Here is a 23,688-nt window from a genome sequence, read left to right as displayed (position 1 = left end):
AGAATTGCCTCAAGTGGAGGAGCACGATGCCATGCAGGAAACCGAAATTCACACCTATGCCCGGCAGTTGATGGAAATCCATGGGCCGCAGGCGATTGCAAAGGCCGCACAACGGGCGGTCGAGTGCGAAGCGCAGGGCGAGGCCGAACAGGCCAGGACATGGCGGCACGTTGAGGACGCATTGAAGATCATGCGTGGGCCGCGCCAGAGTTGAACAGGCGCGGTCGTCGTCGGCTCAGGCCGGCATTGCCGCGAAGTCGCTGTCGTCGTCCATCTCGTCCATCGCAGGAACGAAGGTGCTGAGCGGCTTGGTCGACAGCGTGATGCCGCGCCGGTTGCCGTAGGACGATGCGACTGGCTGTGACGACGGCGCTTCCCGCGACATCGCGAACAGTGTCGATCCGACGATGCCGCCCTGCTCGACCAGATCGCGTTCCGTGCAGGTCGCGGCAATGGCGAGGCTCATGCCGTGCAGATGCGCGCGCTTGTAACAGAACAGCGCCAGCATCGCCCGGACATCCGAAGACACCGATTCTACAAGTTGAGGAAGGCCATGTTCGCTGGCACGGTACAGGCTTCCGAGCATTTCGTCGCCCACGGGGCAGACATCGTTCTCAAAGGCTTCGCGGCTGGACCACATTGGTAATCTCCCGAGCGCGATCTGCCAAAAACGGAATTCACTTTTGCCGATTGCGCTGAAAGGGAAGATGCAGTGCAATTTCCTAACGCAGAGTTAACCACCCTCTCCGTTACGAGCCCGCGTTCATATTATGTAGAGGGTTACCGAAACGGGTTCCCTGACGTGATTCGGCTGTGTGATTCGGCGCGGCGCGCTTCCGAAACCGGCTTCCACTTTCGAGATCATGCCCTAGCCGATGAACGTCACAGCTTCCGGGATCGTCGCGCGGTTGGTGCGGTAGCTGTTGGCGAGATGCGTCGCGTCCGCATAACCGAATGAGATGCCGCACACCACGCGGCGATCCTCACCGACGCCGAGATGCTTGCGCACCACGTCCGCATGACCTGCCAGCGCTGCCTGCGGAACGGTCGCGAGACCTGCGGCCTGCGCGGCGAGCATGAAGTTACTGACATAGCCGCCGCAGTCGATCGCGCCATAGACGCCGAGAGCTTCGTCGCTGGTGATGATGGCCACATGCGGCGCACCGAAGAAGCGGAAATTTTCCAACATCTGCTTGTTGTATGCAGCCTTGTCGCCGCGCGGGATACCGAGCGCGTTATAGAGCTGGAAGCCGCTTTCGCGCCGGCGGTCCAGGTAGACGCCCTGATACTCGCGCGGAAACTCGAAATCGGTGACGGGCGGCGCGCGTTCGCTCGCCGCCTTGTACATTGCCTCGCCGAATGTCTTGACCGCATCGCCGGAGAAAATCGCAACCTGCCACGGCTGGCTGTTGCACCATGACGCAGTCTTTTGCGCGGCAGTCAGCACACGTTCGATGGTCGCGCGCGGCACGGGGGCAGACTTGAACGCACGACAGGAGTACCGCGCGGCCAGAAGCTTCTCCACGACCTCGATGTCGCGGTTGTCGGGCTGTGCAAGCATGGCGTTCAGCGTCCCTTGGTCGGAATGGCAATGAAGGGGACATCCTTGTCGACGCGGATGTCGCCCGGCAATCCGAGCACGCGCTCGGCGATGATGTTGCGCAGGATCTCGTCGGTGCCGCCCTCGACCCGCGTCGCGGGCGAGCGCAGCAGCATCGACTGGAACTGCCCGGCGGCCGCGACAGAGTCCGCATCGTTGAGAACGCCGGCAGCGCCCTGAAGATCGAGCGCGAACATCGCAATGTCCTGAAGCATCGAGCCCGACACCAGCTTGCCGATGGAGTTCTCGGGACCCGGACGCTCGCCGCGCGACAGCGCCGAAATCGAGCGATAGCTGGTATATTTCAGGCCGCTCGCCTTCACAGCCCAATTCGCGAGCTTCGAGCGAACGTTTTTGTCATCGATCGCCAGTCCGTCATCGAGCATCAGCTTGCTGCAAAAATCGAACATCTCCGGCACGCCGGTGACGATGCGCGCGCCGATCGACATGCGCTCGTTCATCAGTGTGGTGAGCGATACGTTCCACCCGTCATTGACCTTGCCGAGACGCTGCGAGTCCGGGATCCGCACGTCGTTGAAGAAAACCTCGTTGAATTCGGCCTGGCCGTTGGCCTGCTTGATCGGCTTCACCACAACGCCTGGGCTCTTCATGTCCAGGAAGAACATCGTGAGGCCCTTGTGCTTCGGCTGCGTCGGATCTGTTCGGGTGATGACGATGCCGTAGTCCGAGAAATGCGCCCCCGTGGTCCAGACCTTCTGGCCGTTGATGATCCAGTCGTCGCCCTGTTTCTCCGCGCGCGTGCGCAAACCGGCAACGTCGGAACCCGCCGCGGGTTCAGAGAACAACTGACACCAGATATTCTCGCCGGACGCGAGTTTGGGCAGATACTTCTTTTTGTCCTCTTCGCCGGCATAGGCCATCATGGTCGGGCCGCACATGCCCTGCCCAATCAGGAACACGCTTTCCAGTTTGATGAAAACGCCTTCTTCCTGCTGCCAGATGACTCGCTCGATGGGAGACGCGCCGCGCCCGCCATATTCCTTCGGCCAGTGCAGACAAGCCCAGCCGGCCTCGGCTTTCTTCTTCTGCCAGTTCTTCGACTCGGAGAGAATATCGCCGCTGCGCAACTTGATGCGGCCGACCGACGGTTCGGAAAGCTCGCTCTCAAGGTGCTTCGGTGCGTTGGCCTTAATCCACGCACGGGCCTCGGCGCGAAACGCGGCTTCCTGTGGAGTGTCATCGAAATTCATGGACGTGATCCTCTCAAGAAGCGTTTCGGAAGCGCATCCGGTCAATCAGCCGGTTCTCCCAGTAGGTCTGGCTTCCAAGCATCAGCGCCAGTGCATTGGCGCGGCGGTAATACAGGTGGCAGTCGAACTCCCAAGTGAAGCCCATGCCGCCATGAACCTGATTGTTGTTCTTCGCGCAGTGCAGGAACGCCTGCGTTGCGCTGACGCGCGCGGTGGCGGCAGCTTCCGGCAATTCTCCCGCATCCGTCGAAAGCGCCCATGCGCCATAATAGCAATTCGAGCGCGCCAGCGTCGCGGACACATACATATCGGCCAGAAGATGCTTCACCGCCTGGAACGATCCGATCTGACGCCCGAAAGCAATGCGATCCAGCGCATAGTCGCGCCCCATCTCCAGCGCGCGATCCGCGCCGCCGACCTGCTCGAACGCGACCAGCACCGCTGCACGATCGAGCACGCGGGTGAGAATGCTCCAGCCTTCGGTGGCAGCCCCCAACGGCTCTGCCTTGCACTTGTCGAAAACGATCTCGGCCTGACCGTGCGCCTGATCGATATTCGACAACGGCCTGCGCGTGACGCCTGCGCCATTGAGATCGACAATAAACAGACCGATATCGGTTTCGCGGCCGGTCGATCCGGTGCGCGCCGCCACGATGGCGAAATCGGCGATGGCGCCGTCCGGCACCGGCTTTTTGGTGCCGCTGACTGTCCCCTGCGAACCCGAGACATTGATCGCCTTCGGCGACGGATTGCCTGCGCCCTCAAACAGCGCCAGCGTTCCGATGGCTTCGCCCGACGCAATCTTCGGCAGCCATTTGGCTTTCTGCTCATCGCTGCCTGCGAGCATGATGGCTTCTGCCGCGAGGTAGATCGTGGACGAGAACGGCACCGGCGCCAGCGCACGGCCCATCTCCTCGGCGATCACGCAGAGTTCGAGATGCCCCGCGCCCGCGCCGCCAAATTCTTCAGGAATCGCGACGCCGAGAAAACCCATCTCGGCGAGGCCTTTCCATAGCGCCTTGTCATAAGGCGCGTTGCCTTCCAGCACGAAGCGCACGGCTTTCGGCGGCGAATGCTCGGCAAGATAGCGCCGCGCCTGATCGCGCAACTGTTTCTGATCGTCGGAGAATTCAAAGTTCATGGGTTTGCGACTCGTGTTGTGAACATGACATTATGTGAGGACGATGACGTCCGGCCCGGGCTTGTCGGCATAGAGTTGCCCGACTAGCGCGGCGCGGCGCTCAAGCCCCGCGCGCTGATTGATGTAACCCTTGTCGGTAAGTTCGTTGCCGTCGATGGATGGCGGCTCGGCCATCAGCATGGCGCGAACAATCTTCATGCTGCTGGCGCCGCCGCAGGCCTTGTTGTGCGCCAGCAATCCGTCGCGCAGATGTGCGCGAATCCTGGGATGGTTCACCACCGTCTCCATCGACGCATCCATGTCGTCGATCAGCCGGCGGCACGCATCGAGGTTCGGCCATGCCAACAGTCCGATGAAGGGGCGGTCCGGCCCCGCGACCAGCGCGTCCTGAATCACAGGCGATGCGGCTGCAATCGCATCGGTGCGCACAGAGCTGACCAGAACAAAGGTTCCTGTGGTGAGTTTGAAGTCCTCGACCACGCGGCCCGAGAAAATCAATCCCTTCGCAGGATCTTCCGGATCGACGAACACGCCGGCATCGCCGATGCAGTAGAAGCCTTCGTCGTCGAAGGCCTTTTGCGTCAGCTCCGGCTGGCCCAAATAACCGGGCGTGACGTTGACGCCGCGCAAACGCAATTCGTATTGCGGCCCGGCGGGAACCATCTTCAATTCGACGCCGGGGAACGGCAGACCGATCAGGCCGACACGCTCGGTGTCCCAGTAAGTGCCGGTGGAGGTCGGCGCGGTCTCGGTGGAGCCCCAGCCGGTATAGAACACGATGCGTTCGCCGGTGGCACGCACCGCCAGCGCCTGCATCCGCTCATAGAGATCGTCCGGCAACCGCGCTCCGCCATACGCAATGAGACCGAGGTCTTTGAAGAAGTTGCGGCACAGCGCGTCGTCCTTCTCCATCGCTGCCGCCAGCGCGGCGTAACCCGCTGGCACGTTGGCGTAGTAGGTCGGCGAAATCTCGCGCAAGTTGCGCAGTGTCTCGTCGATCATGCCGGGGATCGGCTTGCCGTCGTCGATGTAGAGCGTGCCGCCCTCCGTCAGAACCGGGTTGAACAGCGCGTTGCCGCCCATAGTGTGATTCCACGGCATCCAGTCGAGATAGATCGCCTCGGAATCACCGGGCGCGCGCGGGCGCACCTGCATCATCATGCGGGCATTGGCGCACATCATCTGCTGGGTATTGATGACGGCCTTCGGCATTCCCGTCGAGCCCGACGTGAACAGCAGCTTGCCCACCGTGTCCGGCGTGATTTGCGCAATCGATGCTTCGACAGCCGACGTCACCGGCGTCGCGGCGAGATCGGCGTAGGAGACACTCGTGATGCTGGCGGGCGCGCGATCGACATGCACGACCCTGATGCCGTCGAGGTCGAGCGCGGCCAGTGCTTTCTCAAAGGTGGGTCCGTCCTGCACCATCACCACGGCGGGCTTCACGAGGCCGAACAGATATTTCAGCTTGGCGTGATCCTGGCTCATCAGCGAATAGGCCGGCGACACCGGAGCTGCGGGAATCCGCGCCTGCATTGCCGCCTGCGTCATCAAGGCGTGTTCGATGGAATTGCCGCTCAGGATCGCCACCGGACGACCGGCGGGAAGTTTCATGTCCAGCAGCGCCTGCGTCAGCGCATCGGCCGTGCGCTTGGCCTCGCCGTAGGATACCTTGCGCCATTGCCGCTCCGGACCCTTGCGCTGCGCGAGCCAGGTATGACCAGGCCGCGCCGCGGCCCACTTCGCCAATGACGCCGGAATATGCGGCTCGAACGGATCCAGCGGCGTGCGCGATTTCAGGACGATGACGCCATCGGGACGGCGCTCGACGCCGATGTCCCGCGCAAGCCATTCGATCTTGCGGAACGGCGGCTTTTGCGGCGCCTGCGCCGTTTGCTTTTCAGCAAGACCCGAACCGGCAAAACTCGCACTCATCGCAGCTTCCTCCCGAGGAAAACCGGCGGGGGCTTTTTTATTATGGCGCCCCTCGCCGGCCGATTACGCGCAACAGGTGCGTGACGTATCACGCGCCTCGAAGTTTCCTGCTACCGCGGCGCCATGCGGATCGCGCCGTCGAGGCGGATCACTTCGCCGTTGAGCATCGGATTCTCCACGATATGCACGGCGAGATTGGCGTACTCGCTCGGGTCGCCGAGCCGCGCCGGATGCGGCACCTGCTTGCCGAGGCTGTCCTGCGCTTCTTGCGGCAATCCTTTCAGCAGCGGCGTCAGGAACAGGCCGGGCGCGATGGTCATGACGCGGATGTTGAGCGACGCAAGATCGCGGGCCACCGGCAGCGTCATGCCAACGATGCCGCCCTTCGACGATGAATAGGCCGCCTGGCCAATCTGGCCGTCATAGGCCGCGACGCTGGCCGTGCTGATGAACACGCCGCGCTCCTCGCCGATCGGAGGCGCCGTCTGCATCCGCTCGGCGACGAGCCGGATGCAGTTGAACGAACCGATCAGGTTGACCTTGATGACGCGCGTGTAGTCCGCGAGCGAGTAAGCGCCATTCTTGCCGACGGTTTTTCCGGCGTTGCCGATACCGGCGCAGTTCACCAGCACCCGAACGACCCCGTGCGCGGCCTCGGCCTTTGCAATCGCTTCCTTGACCGGCGCTTCCTCCGACACGTCGCCGACCAGCGCGAGGCCCTTGATCTCCTTGGCGACGGCTTCCGCGCCGTCCTTGTTCATGTCGATGACGGCGACCTTCGCGCCCTTTGCGGCCATGGCGCGCGCGGTCGCCGCGCCGAGGCCCGAGCCGCCACCCGTCACGAGTACTGAAATATCCTTGAGCTGCATGATCTGGTTTCCTGTTCTGGTTTTAGGGAGTGAAATCTTAAGACGCGCGAGCAGCGGCCGCTTGCGACCACTGCGCGAGAATGTCGGACGCCTGCGTCGGAGGAACAGCAGGCGAACCTTGAATCGCCGACGGCGTGCGCGAGAACCGTGGCGCGGGCGCGGGCTGAACGTGGCCATCCGCGGTCACGAAGGTCTTGCGCGCGGCGAGATGAGGATGTTTCGGCGCATCGAACATTCCCATCACGGGCGCCGCGCAGGCATCGGATCCCTCGAGAATATTGGCCCATTCGTCGCGCGTCTTGGTCTTGAACAAAGCGGCCATCTTGTCCTGCATGTTCGGCCATTCGCCGCGATTCATCTGCGCGTCGTAGCAATCCTCGGTGAGGCCGGCGAGCTGGCGCAGTTCCGCGTAGAATTGCGGCTCGAGCGCGCCGATCGCCATGAAGCCTCCGTCCTTGCATTCATAGGTGCGGTAGAAATGCGCGCCGCCGTCGAGCAGGTTGGTGCGCGGCTGGTCCGTCCAGCGCCCGATCGCCTTCATGCTGTGGAACATGGTCAGCATGCTCGACACGCCGTCGCACATCGCAGCATCGACGACCTGACCCTTGCCGGAGGTGCGCGCCTCGATCACGGCCGCCAGCACGCCAACAACAAGATAGAGCGCGCCGCCGCCATAATCGCCGACGAGATTCAGTGGCGAAACCGTTTCGCCGTTGCCGGCGCGGAATGAATCCAGCGCGCCGGTGATCGCGATGTAGTTGATGTCATGGCCCGCCGCCTGCGACAGCGGACCTTCCTGGCCCCAGCCGGTCATGCGGCCATAGACCACGCGCGGATTACGCTTGAGCACGACGTCGGGACCGAGGCCGAGACGTTCCATGACCTGCGGACGGAAGCCTTCGATCAGAACGTCGGCCGCAGCAATTAGGTCGAGCACTTGGCGGATGTGATCCGGGTTTTTCAGATCCAGCTCGATCACGCGGCGGCCGCGGTTGACGAAGTCCCGCACGTCGCGCTTGCCCTGTCCGGGCCGCGCAATCGACACCACATCCGCGCCCATGTCGGACAACAGCATCGATGCGAATGGTCCCGGTCCGATGCCGGCGAACTCGACCACACGCACGCCGCGCAATGGTCCCGTTGCCGCCGATTGCTCCTTCATACGCCTCTCCCGAACGAACGTCTTCTTGGTTTGGTTTAGAGCCTGATCAGCTTCGCAGAAATCAAACTCGTCGTTTTTCCATTTCGGCATGATCTTTTCCGAAAACGGTTCCCACTTTTCGGATCATGCCGTATCACGCCTTGGTGGCGGGCTGGTCCTGCGCGCTGGACGACATGCGCGCCTTGTCGGTCAGCAACCCGCCCAGCACCATTTTCGTCATGTGATCGATATATTGCCGCCGGACCTCGTCGGTCACGCCGCCCGATCCGACAAAATGCGAGTTCATCTGCCGGCCATAAAACAGATGATCGCATGCGCCGTTGAGGCTGATGTAGAACAGCGCCGGATCGACTTTCCGGAATTCACCGCTCGCCATGCCCTGCTCAAGCAGCCGCTTCACGAATTCGAACAGCGGGCCCACGAAGAAGCGATGAACTTCTTTCGCCGTGGCTGGGCTGCCCTGATGCAGCAGCAGATGGATCAGCCGGTTGAGATAGGGAACGCGGTAATAGGCATTGACGATGCCGGCGATGTGCCGCCGCATTTTTTCGGTTGGTGAAATCGGCTGGTCGAGCACGAAGGCCAGATTCGCCATTTCCGCGCCGGCGTCCCGCGCCAGCAGCGCCAGCAGCAAACCATCCTTGTTGCCGAAATGGTATTTTACCAGCGCGGCATTGACGCCGGATTTCTGCGCGATCTCGCTCAGCGACACTTCAGTCGTGTTTCGCTCGATCATCAAATCGCCCGCCGCCACCAGAAGCTTGGCGGCGGTCGCGTTCATCGGCGCGGCTTCCTTTTCAGGAGCGGGCTTCGGCGCGGCCCTGCGCGGGGCTTTTGTGGTGAGGGTCGACGACATGCATCTCTCTTTATAGGAACCGATAACTAAGCCGATGATCGGGCCGCGCTCAAGAGTTAATTGAGCGATTGACTAAATTGCCGTCGGCCTTTTTAATCCGCGCCAACACATAACAAGTCATCAGGGAGCACCACCATGGCCGAAGCCTATATTGTTGCCGCCGCCCGCACCGCAGGTGGACGCAAGGGAGGCCGCCTCGCTGGCTGGCATCCGGTCGATCTCGCCGCTTCCGTGCTGGACTCGCTGGTGGACCGCACCGGCGTCGATCCCGCCCAGATCGAAGACGTCATCATGGGGTGCGTGATGCAGGCCGGCGAGCAATCCAACAATGTGGCGCGCAACGCGGTGATGGCCTCGAAGCTGCCGGAAAGCGTGCCCGGCACTTCCGTCGACCGCCAGTGCGGTTCCTCGCAGCAGGCGCTGCACTTCGCGGCGCAGGCCGTGATGGCCGGCTCCATGGACATCGTGATCGCCGCCGGCGTCGAGGGCATGACCCGCGTGCCGATGGGACTTCCGGCCACGCTCGCCGCCAAGAACGGCTTCGGCACCTATATGAGCCCGAACATCCAGAAGCAGTATCCCAACATCCAGTTCAGCCAGTTCACCGGCGCGGAAATGATGGCGGAGAAATACGGCCTCGCGAAAGACGATCTCGACGCCTATTCCTACCAGAGCCATCAGAAGGCGATTGCGGCGACGCAGGCCGGCGCCTTCAAGAATGAGATCGTTCCGCTCACCATCACCCGCGCCGACGGCTCGACCGATACCCACAACATCGACGAAGGCATTCGCTTCGATGCCACCATCGAAGGCATTCGCGGCGTCAAGACGATTGCCGAGAACGGCAAGCTTACTGCCGCCAGCGCCAGCCAGATTTGCGACGGCGCGTCCGGCGTCATGATCGTGAACGAAAAGGGCCTGAAGGCGCTCGGCATCGCGCCGCTGGCGCGCATCCATCACATGACCATGATCGGCGGCGATCCGGTCATCATGCTGGAAGCGCCGTTGCCCGCGACCCATCGCGCGCTGAAAAAGGCCGGCATGTCCATCAATGACATCGACCTGTTCGAGGTCAACGAAGCTTTCGCGTCGGTGCCGACCGCGTGGCTCAAGGACACCGGCGCGGACCCGGCGCGGCTCAATGTCAACGGCGGCGCGATTGCGCTCGGCCATCCGCTCGGCGGCTCCGGCACCAAGCTGATGACCACGCTGGTCAACGCGCTGAAGCAGCGCAACAAGCGCTACGGCCTGCAAACCATGTGCGAAGGCGGCGGCATGGCCAACGTCACTATCGTCGAGCGGCTGTAACGGAATTCAAAAGGGCGGGTGCTTCACCCGCCCTTTTTTTTTGTGGCCTGATGACGGGCCCACATCCCATCCCCAATCAATCAACGAGCGGCAAAAGCCGCCGAGGTCTACGGGAAACGCCAAGGGAGCTTCATGTCTCATCCATCTGTTCACGCGCAGAAGAATCCCGACAAGATCGCCTACCAGATGGCGAAGTCGGGCGACGCCATTACCTATCGCGAGCTGGACCACCGCTCCAATCAGGGCGCGCAACTGTTTCGATCGCTCGGCCTGCGCACCGGCGATCACATCGCGCTGTTGATGGAGAACACGCCGACTTTCATGGAAATCTGCTGGGCCGCGCAACGCAGCGGGCTCTATTACACCGCGATCAGCCGCTATCTCACCCCCGACGAGATCGCCTATATCGTCAAGGACTGCGGCGCCAAGGCCGTCATCACGACGCCGAAATGCGTGGAGGCCATCGCGCCGCTGGTGACCAACGCTGCGGACGCGCCGGCGTTCTATATCGCCGGAGGATCGCATGCGGGATTTCGCTCGTGGGACGACGCGCTCGCCACCCAACCGGCGACTCCGATTGCCGACGAATCCGCCGGCTACGACATGCTGTATTCGTCGGGCACGACGGGCCGTCCAAAGGGCATCAAGCGCCCGCTGCTTGAACCTTCTATCCTGGTGCCGAATCCGCTGCTGAAACTGCTGTGTTCCGGCATGTGCGGCATGACGGAGGACAGCATCTATCTATCGCCCGCGCCGCTCTATCATGCGGCTCCGCTGCGCTTCAACATGATGTCGGCCGCACTCGGCGGCACCTCAATCATCATGGAATCGTTCGACGCGGAAGAATTTCTGCGACTGATTGAAAAGCACAGGGTGACGCAATCCCAGCTTGTGCCGACGATGTTTGTCCGGATGCTGAAACTGCCGGACGAAGTTCGCGCGAAATACGACGTTTCGTCGCTCAGGGGCGCGGTGCACGCCGCGGCGCCCTGCCCGAGCGACATCAAGGCGCGGATGATCGACTGGTGGGGTCCGGTGCTGATCGAATACTACGCCGGATCCGAAGGCAACGGCGTCACGGTGTCGACGTCGAAAGACTGGCTCGCGCATCGCGGCACCGTGGGCCGGGCCGTGGTCGGCACGATCAAAATTCTCGATGACGACGGCAAGGAATTGCCTATTGGCGAAACCGGCACGGTGTATTTCGCCGATGGCCCGAAGTTCGCCTATCACAACGATCCCGACAAGACGCAGCGCGCCTTTAACGATCGCGGCTGGTCGACACTGGGCGATGTTGGTTATCTGGACAACGACGGTTTTCTCTATCTCACCGACCGCAAGGCCTACATGATCATTTCCGGCGGCGTGAATATCTATCCGCAGGAAACCGAGGATATTCTGATCTCGCATCCGGCGGTGGCCGATGTCGCAGTGTTCGGCGTGCCCAACGAGGAAATGGGCGAAGAGGTCAAGGCGGTGGTGCAGCCGCATGACATGGCGCGCGCAGGCAAGGAACTCGCGGACGAGCTGATTTTATTTTGCCGCAAGCACCTGTCGCCGATCAAATGCCCGAAGAGTGTCGACTTTGAAGCTGAATTGCCGCGCACTCCAACCGGCAAACTGTTGAAGCGGCATCTGCGGGACAAATATTGGACGAAGGTGAACAAGTCTCCCGCCAAGGCGTGAGCGAGCGCGTGCTCACTCCTCCTTCAGCCACTGCTCCGCGAGCTTGACGTCGGGCGGCTGCGCGTAGCGCGTGGTCCACATGTCGACCACCCATTCCACGCGACTGACTTTTTCCACCAACACCGCCGTGTTATGCGGCGTCTGCATCGCCAGCACATTGCCGCGGTAGCGCGGATTGCCGACCGTGTGGTGCTTCAGCAAGCCCCACTCCTGCAGCACCAGCAGCATGCTGGACGTGTTTCGCGTGGTGTCCCAGCAATCGTAGTTGTTGGCGTCGGCGCGATTGCGGATGTCCGCTCGCGCCACGCGCGTCGTCGTGCCGATGATCGGGCCCATCCGCTTGTCGAACCAGACGATGGCCTTCTGAACTGCCACGCGTTCGGCGGCGGCGGACGCCTTGCCGGCGGCCATGATCTGCGAAAGCTGCTTCTGATCCGACGCGGTGAAGTCGAGCGACGCCCGGCGGCGGCAGACGAAACCGTAACACACCGTTATTCCGTTCGGCGACGGCGGATTGATCGATACGGACGAATAGAGGTCCGCCTGCTCCGGACTGAGTTGTATGGCGGGCGCGGCTCCGGCGCCGAGCACAAGACAAGCCAGAGACGCGACAATTGAGATAGATCGGGACATGACGTGGAACACGGCGATTTCCTGAACAAGCTGCGTTGCAGGACTATGGCCGATTTTCTACACAATCAACAGTTCATCGGCCTTATCGCCCAACGTTCCCGTGAACGCGCGATCACACCGGCAGCGGCGCGTCGCGCTTCACTTCTTCCATCACCGCATACGTCCGCGTCTCGCGCACGCCAGGCAGCGCCAGCAGTGTCTCGCCGAGAAACCGCCGGTACGCCGTCATGTCGGCAACGCGCGACTTCACAAGATAATCGAATCCGCCGGCGACCATGTGACACTCCAGCACTTCAGGCGCGCGACGCACCGCCTCGGCGAACCGTTCGAATACATCGGGCGTGGTCTTGTCGAGCAGCACTTCGACAAACACGAGCAGCCCCAGTCCGAGCTTGTGCGGGTTCAGCCGTGCACCATAGCCCTCGATGAAGCCGTCACGCTGCAACCGCTTGAGCCGCTCGCCGATCGAAGTTGGCGACAGCCCTATACGCTCGGCGAGCTCGACATTGGCGATGCGACCATCCGCCTGAAGGATGCCGAGGATTTTCCGGTCAATTTTGTCGATGTCGATCATTTATGCGGTAACTCTCCCATAATTCCGTATTTTATAATGAATTTTCCTTGATTTGTCTATCGAACCACGGCGAGGACTGGAGTTAGTATTCGGGTGATCCACGAGGGACGTCATGCTCAACCCATCCAGCCCTGTTCCATTCTTTGCAGCACCCTACGCGCCCGACGACAGCGAGATCGCCGCGCGGCTGCTCGCCATGCCGCCGCTGGACGCCGGACAAGAAGCCCGCATCGACCGCACCGCCACGCGGCTGATCGAGGCGGTACGCACGGGGGACGGCGGCTTTGGCGGTGTCGAGGACATGCTGCGCGAGTTCGCGCTCTCCACCAGGGAGGGCCTCGCACTCATGGTGATGGCGGAGGCGCTGCTGCGCGTGCCGGACGCTGCGACCGCCGACCGCTTCATCGAGGACAAGCTCGGCCAGGGCGATTTCGCCCATCACCAGACCAAATCCAGCGCACTGCTGGTCAATGCGTCGGCCTGGGCGCTCGGCCTTTCTGCACGCGTGATCCAGCCCGGCGAAACTCCGCACGGCACCGTCGGCCTCATCGCGAAAAGGCTCGGCCTTCCGGCGGTGCGCGCCGCGACCCGGCAGGCGATGCGCCTGATGGGAAATCATTTCGTGCTGGGCGAAACCATCGACTCGGCGCTCGCGCGCGCATCCGATGACGACGGCCCGTATCATCACCGTCGCTATTCGTTCGACATGCTCGGCGAAGGCGCGCGCACGTCAGATGACGCCACACGCTATTTCGAATCCTATGCGTCGGCGATCGAAGCCATCGGCCGCGCCGCAGGCAACGCGCCATTTCCCGACCGGCCGGGCATTTCCGTGAAACTGTCGGCGCTGCATCCACGCTATGAGGCGCTGAGCCGCGCGCGCGTCATGGCCGAACTCGTGCCGATCACGCTTGAGCTCGCGCAACGCGCGAAGGCGCACGACATGAATTTCACCATCGACGCCGAGGAAGCTGACCGGCTCGAACTGTCGCTCGATGTGATCGGCGCGGTTTTCGCGGATCCGTCTCTCGATGGCTGGGACGGTTTCGGGCTGGCCGTGCAGGCCTATCAAAAGCGCGCCGAGGCCGTGATTGATTACGTCCACGATCTCGCCCAGACGCATGACCGGCGCATGGTCGTGCGTCTGGTGAAAGGCGCTTATTGGGACACTGAGGTAAAGCGCGCGCAGGAGCGCGGTCTCGACGGCTATCCCGTGTTCACGCGCAAGGCGATGACGGACCTCAACTACATCGCCTGTGCCCGCAAGCTGCTCGGCCTGCGCCCGCGCATCTTCCCGCAACTCGCCACCCACAACGCGCTCTCGGTGGCGACGATTGCCGAACTGGCCGGCGACGACGAAGGCTTCGAGTTTCAGCGGCTGCACGGCATGGGCGACGCACTCTATGCGCAAATCCACGCCGACAAACCCGCGCTTGGCTGCCGCATCTATGCGCCAGTCGGCAGCCATCGCGACCTGCTGGCCTATCTGGTGCGGCGATTGCTGGAGAACGGCGCGAACTCGTCGTTCGTAGCACAGGCGGCGGACCCGAATATTCCCGTCGCATCGTTATTACAGAGGCCCGAGCACATCGTCACATCGCCGGATCAGGCGCGTCATGCCCGCCTGCCGCTGCCGCACGATCTCTACCTGCCGCGGATCAATTCGCGCGGCATCGAATTCGGCGACCGCACATCGCTCGACAATCTGTTGACATCGGTCGCCGCCGAAACTCTCCCCACGGATGCCGTGACCAACGCCACGGAGAAAGATGTCGCGATTGCGGTGGCGCTGGCGCGCACCGGCTTCGCATTCTGGGGCCGGACCTCCACCGACGCGCACGCCACGGCGCTGGAGCGCGCCGCCGATCTCATCGAACAGCGAATGTCGCGTTTTGTCGCGCTGCTGCAAACCGAAGGCGGCAAGACCATCGACGATGCGGTGTCGGAGATTCGCGAGGCGGCGGACTTCTGCCGCTACTATGCAATGGAGGGCCGGAAACTATTCGGCGACGGACTGCCGCTTCCCGGTCCCACCGGCGAGAGCAACACGTTGCGGTTGCGCGGGCGGGGCGTGATGGTCGCGATCTCGCCATGGAATTTTCCGCTGGCGATTTTCACGGGCCAGATCGCGGCGTGCCTGATGGCCGGCAACGCCGTCGTCGCCAAGCCTGCCGAGCAGACGCCGCGTATCGCGGAGGAGGCCGTGGCGCTGCTGCATGAAGCAGGCGTCCCGGCTTCCGCGCTTCAGCTCGTGCAAGGCGACGGGCGCATCGGCGCCGCACTGGTCGAAGGCAACGAGATCGCCGGCGTGGTGTTCACCGGCTCCACCGAGGTGGCGCGCTCCATTAATCGCGCGTTGGCCGCGAAGGACGGGCCCATCGTACCGCTGATCGCGGAAACCGGCGGGATCAACGCCATGATCGTGGATGCGACTGCATTACCCGAACAGGTTGCCGACGATGTCGTGACCTCGGCGTTCCGGTCCGCCGGACAACGCTGTTCCGCCCTGCGGTTGCTGCTGGTGCAGGAGGACGTGGCGGATCGCATGATCGAGATGATCGTGGGCGCGGCGCGTGAACTTCACGTTGGCGATCCGCGCGATCCGGCGACGCAAATCGGCCCGGTGATCGACGCCGAGGCGAAAGCGCGGCTCGATGCGCATATCGCGCGCATGAAAAACTCAGCGCGACTGCATTTCGCAGGTGACGCGCCCTTATCCGGTCATTTCGTCGCGCCGCACATCTTCGAGCTGGCGAGCGCGGACCAACTGACCGAGGAGGTCTTTGGCCCGATCCTGCATGTGGTGCGTTACAAGGCGGCGGATTTCGAGCGCGTGCTGCAATCCATCGCGGACAGCGGCTATGGCCTGACACTCGGAGTTCATTCGCGCATCGACGACACGGTCGCAGCGGTGATCGAGCGGCTCGCGGTTGGGAATGTTTACGTCAACCGCAACATGATCGGCGCGGTGGTCGGCGTACAGCCGTTCGGCGGCCACGGACTGTCGGGCACCGGGCCCAAGGCCGGCGGGCCGCACTATCTGCCGCGCCTTGCGGTCGAGCAGACGGTGACGATCAACACCGCAGCCGCTGGCGGCAATGTCGGACTGATGACGGGGGATTAGGGTTACAACACCACCGGCTTGTCCGGCAGTTCATTGCGGTGCGCGCCCGTCGCCGGGAAATGCTTCGCGAGCAGTTGCGTCGCTGCCCCAATGCCTTTCAGCACCCCGCCCTCGAAATTCCCAGCGCGGAATTCCGCTTCCATCGCCCGGCAGATGGTTTCCCAATCCGCTTGCGTGACCTTCGCATTGATGCCGCGATCGGCGACGATCTCGACGTCGCGGTCGGCGAGCAGCAGGTAGATCAGGATGCCGTTATTATGGGTCGTGTCCCAGAGCCGTAGCTCTCCGAAGACGTCGATGGCGCGGTCGCGCGCGGACTGATCTCGAAACAGCGGCGCGCCGTCGAGCGCGCCTTCCACCGCAAAGCGGATCTGCCCGGAGTGAGCCGCTTCGCTGGTCTTGATTGCCTTCTCGATGTTGGCCAGCGCCTGACGCGGAAACGCGCGCCGGACCCGCCAGCGATTGAGAAGAAGATGCTTGCCGATGCGCTTGATGCCCATTGCTATCTCTCGGCTACCAACTGCCCGATGCGCCGCCGCCGCCGAAGCTGCCGCCGCCTCCGCTGAACCCGCCGCTTGAACTGCTCGATCCGCCTGAACTGAATCCGCCGCCGTAGCCGCCCCTGCCACCGCCGCCGGAAGACATGACGCTGTCGCCGACCAGCGTGACAACGAAGGCGATCATTCCCCCGATGGCCGCGATCGGCAACACGCCGAGAAAGAACCAGATGAACGCTGCGACGCCGCCGCCCGCGACGAGCGAGCCGAGCAACCTTCCGAAGATCGCTCTGAAAATTCCGCCACCGACCAGCGTGAGAATAAGGAGAAACGGGAAATACTCGCCGATCGCGCTCAAGTCGGGCAGTTCGCCCTCGGGCTTCGGCGCAGGAAGTGGTTCGCCGTCGATCACCCTCAGGATGCGATCGACACCGTCGGAAATGCCGCCGGCAAAATCGCCGCTCTTGAACTTCGGCGTGATGATCTCGTCGATGATGCGCTTCGATGTGGCGTCATTGAGCGCGCCCTCGAGACCGTAGCCAACCTCGATCCGCAGCTTGCGGTCGTTCTTGGCGATCAGCAGCAACGCGCCGTCATCGACTTTCTTGCGCCCGAGCTTCCATTGTTCGACCACGCGCAGCGCATACTGTTCGATAGTTTCGGGCTGCGTCGTCGGCACGATCAACACCGCAAGCTGGCTGCCCTTGCGATCCTCGAAACTCTTAAGGGTCTGTTCGAGGGTGGCGGCCTGATCGGCCGACAGCGTCGCCGTCTGATCGACGACGCGTCCGGTCAAGAGCGGCACCGCGACGTCCGCCCGCACGACAAAGGTCGAGCCGGCAAACGCCCAGCACAGCATGGACGCGAGAACGACCGCGAGACTAGCCCTTCTTGCCGCTTTCATCACGCTAGTATCCCGTATTCGACGTTCGCTTCATTCTACCGCATCTCCCGAACGAACGTCGGATACGAAAGGACACTAGCAAACCATAATTCTAGTGATCCTTTGGTTCTGACATTCGTAGCACTCGCTGGAAGTGTGACACGAATGTCAGAACCGGATCACTAGCTGTCAGGCGCCCTACTTCGCGGGCGCCGGTGCAGGCGCTGGCGCGGGGACAGCAGGCGCGGCCGGCGGAGGTGCGTTGAAATCGACCTTCGGCGCGGTGGAAATCGACTTCTCATTCTCGACCGTGAAGTTGGCCTTTTCCTTATAGCCGAACACCATGGCGGTCAGGTTGTTCGGGAAGGTCCGGATGCCGACATTATAGTCCTGCACGGATTTGATGTAGCGATTGCGCGCCACGGCTATACGATTCTCGGTGCCCTCAAGCTGAGCCACCAGATCGCGGAACAACTGATCGGACTTCAGTGTCGGATAATTTTCCGTCACGACCAGCAGGCGCGCCAGCGCGCCGGTCAATTCGCCTTGCGCCGCCTGGAATTTCTGTAGGGCGGCCGGATCGTTCAGCACCTCGGGCGAGACGTTGACGCCGCCGACCTTGGCGCGCGCATTGGTCACGCCGAGCAGCACGTCTTTTTCCTGTTGCGCAAAGCCCTTCACCGAATTGACAAGGTTCGGCACCAGATCGGCGCGGCGCTGATACTGGTTCACCACCTCCGACCAGCTCGACTTCACCGATTCGTCGTTCTGTTGAATTGCGTTGTATCCGCAGTTCGTGAGGCTCAGCGAGGCGAGTGCTGCGAGGATGGTGAAAAACTTGCGCATGAATGATCTCCAGTAAGATGCCGGATGCCGGATGCCGCAACGGAACACGGCGGGCGCGGCACACCCGCGCCGGGATCATATACATCCGGATCGTCCGGGTCATTGTCTTGGTTGTTCTCTTTTTAGCTACTTTGATCTCGCAAAATCGATGAATGCGCGCAACCGCACGAGGATGACAGCGCAGAATCTGACCGGACCGGACACTGGCCACGCAACATGACAGCGTTGCGTCAGGTTTGTCTGGCGTCACGCCTCGGTTCCGTTCAAAGTTCTGTTTCAAAACTATCTACGGAGCAGCGCCATGACCGTCACATCCGCCGCAACGATCATCGACACCGGCACGGACGAACTGCTCTGCGAAGTGCGCGAGCGCGTCGCCGTCATCACGCTCAACCGTCCGCACGCGCGCAATTCGCTGTCGGACAATCTCACGCCGGCATTGCGCAAAATGATCAAGCTCTGCGGCGAAGACCCCAGTGTCGGCGCACTCCTTATTACTGGCGCGGGTCAAGCCTTCTGCGCTGGCGGCGACGTCAAGGGCATGGGCGGCAAAAGCGGCAGCAGCAATGCGCCCGAACTGACCTTCGACCAGAAGGTCTCGCGGTTGCAGGAACGCCAGCGCACGCTGACCGGCGCTCTCGTCAATGTCCGCAAACCTACCATCGCGGCACTCCCCGGCCCGGCCGCAGGCGCGGGTCTTTCGCTCGCTCTGGCATGCGACCTGCGGATCGCCGCGGAATCCGCGTTCGTCACCACGGCCTATGTAAAAATTGGGCTCAGCGGCGACTACGGGATGGCATGGCTGCTGACGCGCCTCGTCGGAACGTCGCGGGCGCGCGAACTGATGTTCTTCGGCGAGAAGATCGACGCCAGACGATGTGAGACGCTCGGCATCGTCAACCGCGTGGTTGCAGACGACAAGCTGCGCGACGAAGCCTTCGCTTGGGCGAAGACTCTCGCCGCCGGTCCCGCGACGGCGTTACGCTTTCTCAAGGACAATCTCGACGAAGCGCTGATGAACGATTTCCTGACCTCGCTCGATCACGAGGCCGAGCGCATGGTGCGATCAGCCGGAACGGCGGATCACAAGGAAGCAGTGAAAGCCTTCATCGAAAAGCGCAAGCCGGTATTCGGGGCAAGCTAGGCCGCTTTTTTTCAACAAGGCATGATCTTTTCCGAAACCGGTTTCCACTTTTCGGGATCATGCCCTAAGCCGCTTCCAGCAGCGCAACCGTGCCCTGCCCGCCATCGGCGCAGATACTGACAATGGCGCGGCTGCCTTTCGGCATCGCCGCCAGCGCCTTCACGGCCTGACTCAAGATGCGCGCGCCGGTCGCGCCGAACGGATGCCCGAGCGCGGTCGAGCCGCCGTTCGGATTCATGCGCTCGCGCGGGAATTTTCCGAACTCCGCCGTCACGCCGGCCTTGTCGCGGATGAATTCGGAGCTTTCCAGCGCCTTGATATGCGCGAGCACCTGTGCGGCGAACGCTTCGTGGATTTCCCAGAGATGGATGTCCGCATAAGTCAGCCCGTGACGCTTGAGCAGGCGCGGAATGGCATAAGGCGGCGCCATCAGCAGGCCCTCGGTGCGAAAATCCACCGAAGCCATTTCCCAGTCGATCAGTTTCACCCGCGGCGTGTTCGCGGGAAGCCGCGCAAGACCCTTCGTCGAGGCGACCCAGATGCTCGACGCGCCGTCCGTCAACGGCGATGAATTGCCGGCGGTCAGTGTGCCCTTGCCGCTGGTGCGATCGAACGCGGGCGACAGCCGCGCCAGCTTTTCAAGCGACGTGTCCTTGCGCGGAATGGTGTCGCGCTTCACGCCGCCGAACGGAATCACGAGATCGTCGAAGAAACCGCGATCCCATGCGGCGACAGCGCGCTGATGGCTTTCCAGCGCGATCTGGTCCTGCGCCTCGCGGGAAATATTCCAGACCTTGGCGGTGATCTCGGTATGCTCGCCCATGCTCATGCCGGTGGTGCGGTTGCTGACCGCCGGAATGTAGAGCCGCACATCACTCAGCTTGAGATCGATGGCGTGGGTGAGTTTCTGCCCAAGGGATCGAGCGACCTGAAACTGGCGCACCCAGTTTGACAGCGACATGCCGAGGCCGAGCTGAATCTGGCTGAGGCTATCGACGCCGCCGACCAGCGCAAGATTGCGCGCATCGCCGTCCATCATTCCGGCGGCTTCAAACACGCCCGCCATGCTGGTCGAGCACGCCATGACCGTTGAGAAGGCGGGGACAGTCGGGTCGACACCGGCATCCATGAGAATTTCGCGGGCGATATTGCTCCAGGTCAGGTTGGGCACGACATTGCCCCAGACCGCGAAGTCCGGCTTGCCGCCATTGAGGCGCCCGATCATGCTCTGGACGACGGGCACCGACAATGCGATGGCGTCGACGCCGCTCAGCGGGCCATCGACCTTGGCGAACGGCGTGCGGACGCCCGCCCCCAGCCAGATGTCGGTTTGTTTCGATGCGGACTCGGCCATGCGGAACTCCTGGATCGCGCACACGCGAGCGCTGCGAAAAGACTATGCGATCCAGTCGGTCGGTTACAAGCCAGCGCCGCGCGGAGATGGGGCAGCAATATCAATACGATCAGTGCACCGGCCCGGCGTCCTGCGAGAACCAGCCCGTCATCGCGACCTGCTTCCAGCTTTCGCACGGAATGTCCGCAGCATGATGTAGCGGCTTTTCAAACCGCACCTGCCGCCAGTCGCTCGCTCGCGGCATGAAGGTGAAGCCTGATTTGCGGGCGAGACCGATCATCTGCTCGTTGTTGCGGAGTGTTTCGCCGAACAGACGCAGCGCACCCAGCGCCGCTGAACGGCATTCCAGATTCGCCAGCATCGCGCGGCCAATGCCCTGCCCCTGCCACGCATCGCCGATCGACAGCCCGAACTCGCTGTCCTGTGTCGCGGCGTCGAAACTGTAGCGCGCCTCACCGACGATGGTGTCGAGGCCATCGACTTTCATTTCCGCGATCACCGCAAAACGATTGCCTTCTCCAATGTGCAGCGCCTTGTCGAGCTCCGACGGCGGCAACTCGCTCACAGCCCCCATCAAGCGGCTGTAACGCGAACGCTGCGATAACGACCTGAAGTAAGTCAGCAGCGCGTCGGCGTCACGCGGCGTGAGAAAACGCACCGTCAACGGCCTGCCGCCTTTCAGGCGAAGCACGTCGGTATAGCGGTCAAGATTGCTCGGGATGAAACGATGATCGGCGGCGGCAAGCATGGCGGCGCTCCATCGAAAATCGGTGCGGGTCGTTGCGACAAACAGTGAGACAAAAAGCGAGCCCGGTCCGGGGAGATCGGATCGGGCTCGCGCGCGTCGCCTAGGCACGCCAGAACGGCTTGTTCGCCTCGTAGGCAAAATCGCTCCAGCTGGCGCCGACGTCGTGGAAATCTTTGTCGGTGAGCCGAGCCAGTTCGGCCCGCCGCTTGTAACGCTGACGCCAGATGTGCAGCACATCTGCAACCGAAGTGAGCGGGTGGGCGAGAAAATCATGATGATGATTTGTCATCAGATCGTTTGAACAAACAGACATAGCGGCCTCCTGAAATCAACTTGATGGCGTTAATATCTGCCCGCATTACCCCGTTGACAAACGACAGCTTGTCCTCTGTAATATGAGAATATCTCATGCATGAGGGATCTTCATGATCGCCCGGCTCCCTTCTTTGAACGGATTGCGCGCCTTTGAGGCCGCCGCCCGGCATCTCAGCTTCACCAATGCGGCGCAGGAGTTGAACGTCACCCAGACGGCCATCAGCCACCAGATCCGGCGGCTTGAGGAGGAACTCGGCATCCGGCTTTTCATCCGGCAAAACCGGTCGCTGGCGCTGACACCACAGGCCGCCGAGTATCTGCCGGGCATCCGCGCCGCATTTCAGGATCTGCGCGCCGCCACCGACCGCCTGCTGCGCACCGGCAGCGACCGCGTGCTGACCGTCAGCACGCTGACATCGCTCGCAGTGAAATGGCTGCTGCCGCGGCTGGCGCCGTTTCAGGAACAGCATCCGGACATCGACGTCCGCATCACCACCTCGACCGAACTGGTCGATTTTCGTAACAGCAACGTGGACGCGGCGATCCGTTACGGGCGCGGGCAATGGCCCGGCCTGCGCTCCGACTGGCTGATGGCGGAAGATCTGTTTCCGGTCTGCAGCCCGGAACTGCTGAAAGGCGAGCGCGCGCTGCGGCAGCCTGAAGACCTCGCGCGCACCACACTGCTACATACGTCTGTCACGCGGGAGGACTGGCGTTTATGGCTGACGGCGGCCGGCCTTCCAGTTCGGATCGCGGAAAGTCCGGGACTGACATTCGATCTGGCGTTCATGACAATTCAGGCGGCGATCGACGGCCTCGGTGTCGCGATGGGACACACGGCCTATGTCGCGGACGACATCGCCAAGGGGCGTCTCGTGGTGCCGTTCGATATCACCATGCCGTCGGCGGGGTACTATTTCGTCATGCCCGAGGACAAGGTCGTGACGCCGGCCATCGGCGCGTTTCGCGACTGGCTGATCGCGACAGCCAAAGCGCGGCCGATCCCGACCAACATTGCGCAACCGAGATTATAGAAATCTCGCCGCTATCACTGCGCATCGTCTGCCGTGCTCATCGTTCACGGAATGCGCGGCTCATCTGATCGATGAAGGGCTTCATGAGATACGAGACGGCGGTTCATTCCTTATTGACCGGCTATCGATCAGTTGATTTTGTCATAACCTTCGGCAAAGCCTGAAAGCACAAAGGCCAGGTTCACATTCTCTTTGTTGAGATTCTGAAAGATAACCGAGAGGCGTTTTCCGGACTTCATCGATCCCAGCATGTCCAACGAAACAGTCGTCGCGGCGTAGCATCCTTTCAGATCGCAGGTTTGAATCGGCAGCACCTGCGGCTTGCTTTCATCGATCTGCAAACTGACTCCAGCCGGGAGGAACAATCCCACTGGAAGTTGAACCATCAACACGGGCTGACGCGTATCGGGAGGCAGCTTCACATTGACAGAAGCCACCAGCTGCCCCGTCTTGGTCATGTAAAGACTTTGCTCGACCTCGCAAAGAAGCACCGCCTTTCTGCCATCGCTCGCGCAACGCGACGTCCAGACCGGTTGAGGTGGCGCACTGCCGTCCGCCGGAGCGGGGGCCGCCGCAGCGCCGGTCGCGGTCGAGGGTCCTGGCGATTTCGGCGCGGCAGTCGCTGACTTCGTCGTCTTTTGCTGAGGCTGCTGCGCGATGGCCGGATTGGCGAGAGCGATGCAGGAAACGCCCGCAACCAAAAGAAGTGTCCGCGCTATCTGTCTCATCGTTCCATCCATCACATCGCTTCGCGCGCAGCTGAAATCG

Annotated in this window: 23 protein-coding genes; 6 read left to right on the top strand and 17 right to left on the bottom strand. The window is 62.3% G+C overall.

All coding sequences use genetic code 11. The annotated features are described in order from the left end of the window. Positions 1-31: 31 nt before the first annotated feature. Positions 32-214: a hypothetical protein gene (locus AC07UB_RS13460; RefSeq protein WP_492792708.1), complete on the top strand. Its 183-nt coding sequence runs from the start codon at positions 32-34 to the stop codon at positions 212-214. Between the two features lie 21 nt (positions 215-235). On the opposite strand, the gene AC07UB_RS13455 is transcribed toward AC07UB_RS13460, so the two are convergent. The 8 genes from AC07UB_RS13455 to AC07UB_RS13420 all read right to left on the bottom strand — a co-directional run bounded on the left by AC07UB_RS13455 (position 236) and on the right by AC07UB_RS13420 (position 8,774). Continuing rightward, positions 236-640 carry a hypothetical protein gene (locus tag AC07UB_RS13455; protein WP_492791023.1) on the bottom strand — a complete coding sequence of 135 codons (405 nt, stop codon included), beginning with the start codon at positions 638-640 and terminating at the stop codon, positions 236-238. Positions 641-868: 228 nt separating this feature from the next. Then, positions 869-1,561: a nitroreductase gene (locus AC07UB_RS13450; protein ID WP_494653423.1), complete on the bottom strand. Its 693-nt coding sequence runs from the start codon at positions 1,559-1,561 to the stop codon at positions 869-871. A gap of 5 nt (positions 1,562-1,566) precedes the next feature. Next, positions 1,567-2,811, bottom strand: coding sequence for an acyl-CoA dehydrogenase (locus AC07UB_RS13445; RefSeq protein WP_494653421.1), 1,245 nt, complete (start codon positions 2,809-2,811; stop codon positions 1,567-1,569). 13 nt (positions 2,812-2,824) lie between these two features. Next, complete coding sequence (locus tag AC07UB_RS13440; RefSeq protein ID WP_494653419.1) at positions 2,825-3,952, bottom strand: acyl-CoA dehydrogenase family protein; 1,128 nt, start codon at positions 3,950-3,952, stop codon at positions 2,825-2,827. A gap of 30 nt (positions 3,953-3,982) precedes the next feature. Further along, positions 3,983-5,887, bottom strand: a complete 1,905-nt coding sequence (locus AC07UB_RS13435; RefSeq protein ID WP_494653417.1) for an AMP-binding protein — start codon at positions 5,885-5,887, stop codon at positions 3,983-3,985. 110 nt (positions 5,888-5,997) lie between these two features. Beyond that, positions 5,998-6,756, bottom strand: coding sequence for an SDR family NAD(P)-dependent oxidoreductase (locus AC07UB_RS13430; RefSeq protein ID WP_492791028.1), 759 nt, complete (start codon positions 6,754-6,756; stop codon positions 5,998-6,000). Positions 6,757-6,793: 37 nt separating this feature from the next. Next, positions 6,794-7,918: a CaiB/BaiF CoA transferase family protein gene (locus AC07UB_RS13425; RefSeq protein WP_494653414.1), complete on the bottom strand. Its 1,125-nt coding sequence runs from the start codon at positions 7,916-7,918 to the stop codon at positions 6,794-6,796. Between the two features lie 133 nt (positions 7,919-8,051). Continuing rightward, positions 8,052-8,774: a TetR family transcriptional regulator gene (locus AC07UB_RS13420; protein ID WP_492791030.1), complete on the bottom strand. Its 723-nt coding sequence runs from the start codon at positions 8,772-8,774 to the stop codon at positions 8,052-8,054. Positions 8,775-8,909: 135 nt separating this feature from the next. On the opposite strand from AC07UB_RS13420, the gene AC07UB_RS13415 reads away from it, so the two are divergent. Both AC07UB_RS13415 and AC07UB_RS13410 read left to right on the top strand, forming a co-directional pair. Beyond that, positions 8,910-10,082: an acetyl-CoA C-acetyltransferase gene (locus AC07UB_RS13415; RefSeq protein ID WP_492791031.1), complete on the top strand. Its 1,173-nt coding sequence runs from the start codon at positions 8,910-8,912 to the stop codon at positions 10,080-10,082. 132 nt (positions 10,083-10,214) lie between these two features. Beyond that, the gene (locus tag AC07UB_RS13410; RefSeq protein ID WP_492791032.1) at positions 10,215-11,768 is read left to right on the top strand and encodes an acyl-CoA synthetase; all 1,554 of its coding nucleotides are present in this window, start codon (positions 10,215-10,217) and stop codon (positions 11,766-11,768) included. A 12-nt stretch (positions 11,769-11,780) separates the two neighbouring features. Here the strand turns inward: AC07UB_RS13410 and AC07UB_RS13405 are convergent, their stop codons facing one another. Continuing rightward, the gene (locus AC07UB_RS13405) at positions 11,781-12,401 is read right to left on the bottom strand and encodes a hypothetical protein (RefSeq protein WP_492792709.1); all 621 of its coding nucleotides are present in this window, start codon (positions 12,399-12,401) and stop codon (positions 11,781-11,783) included. Positions 12,402-12,513: 112 nt separating this feature from the next. Then, the gene (locus AC07UB_RS13400) at positions 12,514-12,975 is read right to left on the bottom strand and encodes an Lrp/AsnC ligand binding domain-containing protein (protein ID WP_492791033.1); all 462 of its coding nucleotides are present in this window, start codon (positions 12,973-12,975) and stop codon (positions 12,514-12,516) included. A 112-nt stretch (positions 12,976-13,087) separates the two neighbouring features. Here AC07UB_RS13400 and putA point away from each other — a divergent pair, with 112 nt between their 5' ends. Continuing rightward, entirely contained in the window at positions 13,088-16,099 is a 3,012-nt protein-coding gene (gene putA / locus AC07UB_RS13395) for a bifunctional proline dehydrogenase/L-glutamate gamma-semialdehyde dehydrogenase PutA (RefSeq protein WP_492791034.1), read from the top strand. Between the two features lie 2 nt (positions 16,100-16,101). On the opposite strand, the gene AC07UB_RS13390 is transcribed toward putA, so the two are convergent. The 3 genes from AC07UB_RS13390 to AC07UB_RS13380 all read right to left on the bottom strand — a co-directional run bounded on the left by AC07UB_RS13390 (position 16,102) and on the right by AC07UB_RS13380 (position 18,325). Next, positions 16,102-16,599 carry a TPM domain-containing protein gene (locus AC07UB_RS13390; RefSeq protein WP_492791035.1) on the bottom strand — a complete coding sequence of 166 codons (498 nt, stop codon included), beginning with the start codon at positions 16,597-16,599 and terminating at the stop codon, positions 16,102-16,104. Between the two features lie 13 nt (positions 16,600-16,612). Continuing rightward, complete coding sequence (locus AC07UB_RS13385) at positions 16,613-17,500, bottom strand: TPM domain-containing protein (protein ID WP_492791036.1); 888 nt, start codon at positions 17,498-17,500, stop codon at positions 16,613-16,615. A gap of 177 nt (positions 17,501-17,677) precedes the next feature. Continuing rightward, a complete protein-coding gene (locus tag AC07UB_RS13380) occupies positions 17,678-18,325 on the bottom strand; it encodes a LemA family protein (protein WP_492791037.1) in 648 nt (215 codons plus the stop codon). 301 nt (positions 18,326-18,626) lie between these two features. On the opposite strand from AC07UB_RS13380, the gene AC07UB_RS13375 reads away from it, so the two are divergent. Next, entirely contained in the window at positions 18,627-19,469 is an 843-nt protein-coding gene (locus AC07UB_RS13375) for an enoyl-CoA hydratase (protein ID WP_492791039.1), read from the top strand. 64 nt (positions 19,470-19,533) lie between these two features. Here AC07UB_RS13375 and AC07UB_RS13370 read toward each other — a convergent pair whose 3' ends face one another. From AC07UB_RS13370 to AC07UB_RS13360, 3 genes are all read right to left on the bottom strand, one after another. Then, on the bottom strand, positions 19,534-20,823 hold the full coding sequence (locus tag AC07UB_RS13370; RefSeq protein ID WP_494653408.1) for an acetyl-CoA C-acyltransferase: 1,290 nt from the start codon (positions 20,821-20,823) through the stop codon (positions 19,534-19,536). A gap of 109 nt (positions 20,824-20,932) precedes the next feature. Continuing rightward, on the bottom strand, positions 20,933-21,571 hold the full coding sequence (locus AC07UB_RS13365) for a GNAT family N-acetyltransferase (RefSeq protein ID WP_494653406.1): 639 nt from the start codon (positions 21,569-21,571) through the stop codon (positions 20,933-20,935). A 100-nt stretch (positions 21,572-21,671) separates the two neighbouring features. Continuing rightward, on the bottom strand, positions 21,672-21,884 hold the full coding sequence (locus AC07UB_RS13360) for a DUF1127 domain-containing protein (protein WP_494653404.1): 213 nt from the start codon (positions 21,882-21,884) through the stop codon (positions 21,672-21,674). Positions 21,885-21,996: 112 nt separating this feature from the next. Between AC07UB_RS13360 and AC07UB_RS13355 the strand changes: the two genes are divergently transcribed. Continuing rightward, positions 21,997-22,920, top strand: coding sequence for a transcriptional regulator GcvA (locus tag AC07UB_RS13355; protein ID WP_494653402.1), 924 nt, complete (start codon positions 21,997-21,999; stop codon positions 22,918-22,920). A 128-nt stretch (positions 22,921-23,048) separates the two neighbouring features. Here the strand turns inward: AC07UB_RS13355 and AC07UB_RS13350 are convergent, their stop codons facing one another. Continuing rightward, the gene (locus AC07UB_RS13350) at positions 23,049-23,660 is read right to left on the bottom strand and encodes an invasion associated locus B family protein (RefSeq protein WP_494655270.1); all 612 of its coding nucleotides are present in this window, start codon (positions 23,658-23,660) and stop codon (positions 23,049-23,051) included. Positions 23,661-23,688 lie beyond the last annotated feature (28 nt).

The sequence above is a fragment of the Afipia sp. GW821-FHT04G03 genome (genome assembly GCF_059419985.1).
The sequence above is the reverse complement of the archived record's forward strand: the minus strand, read 5'-3'. Positions and strand labels throughout refer to the sequence as shown.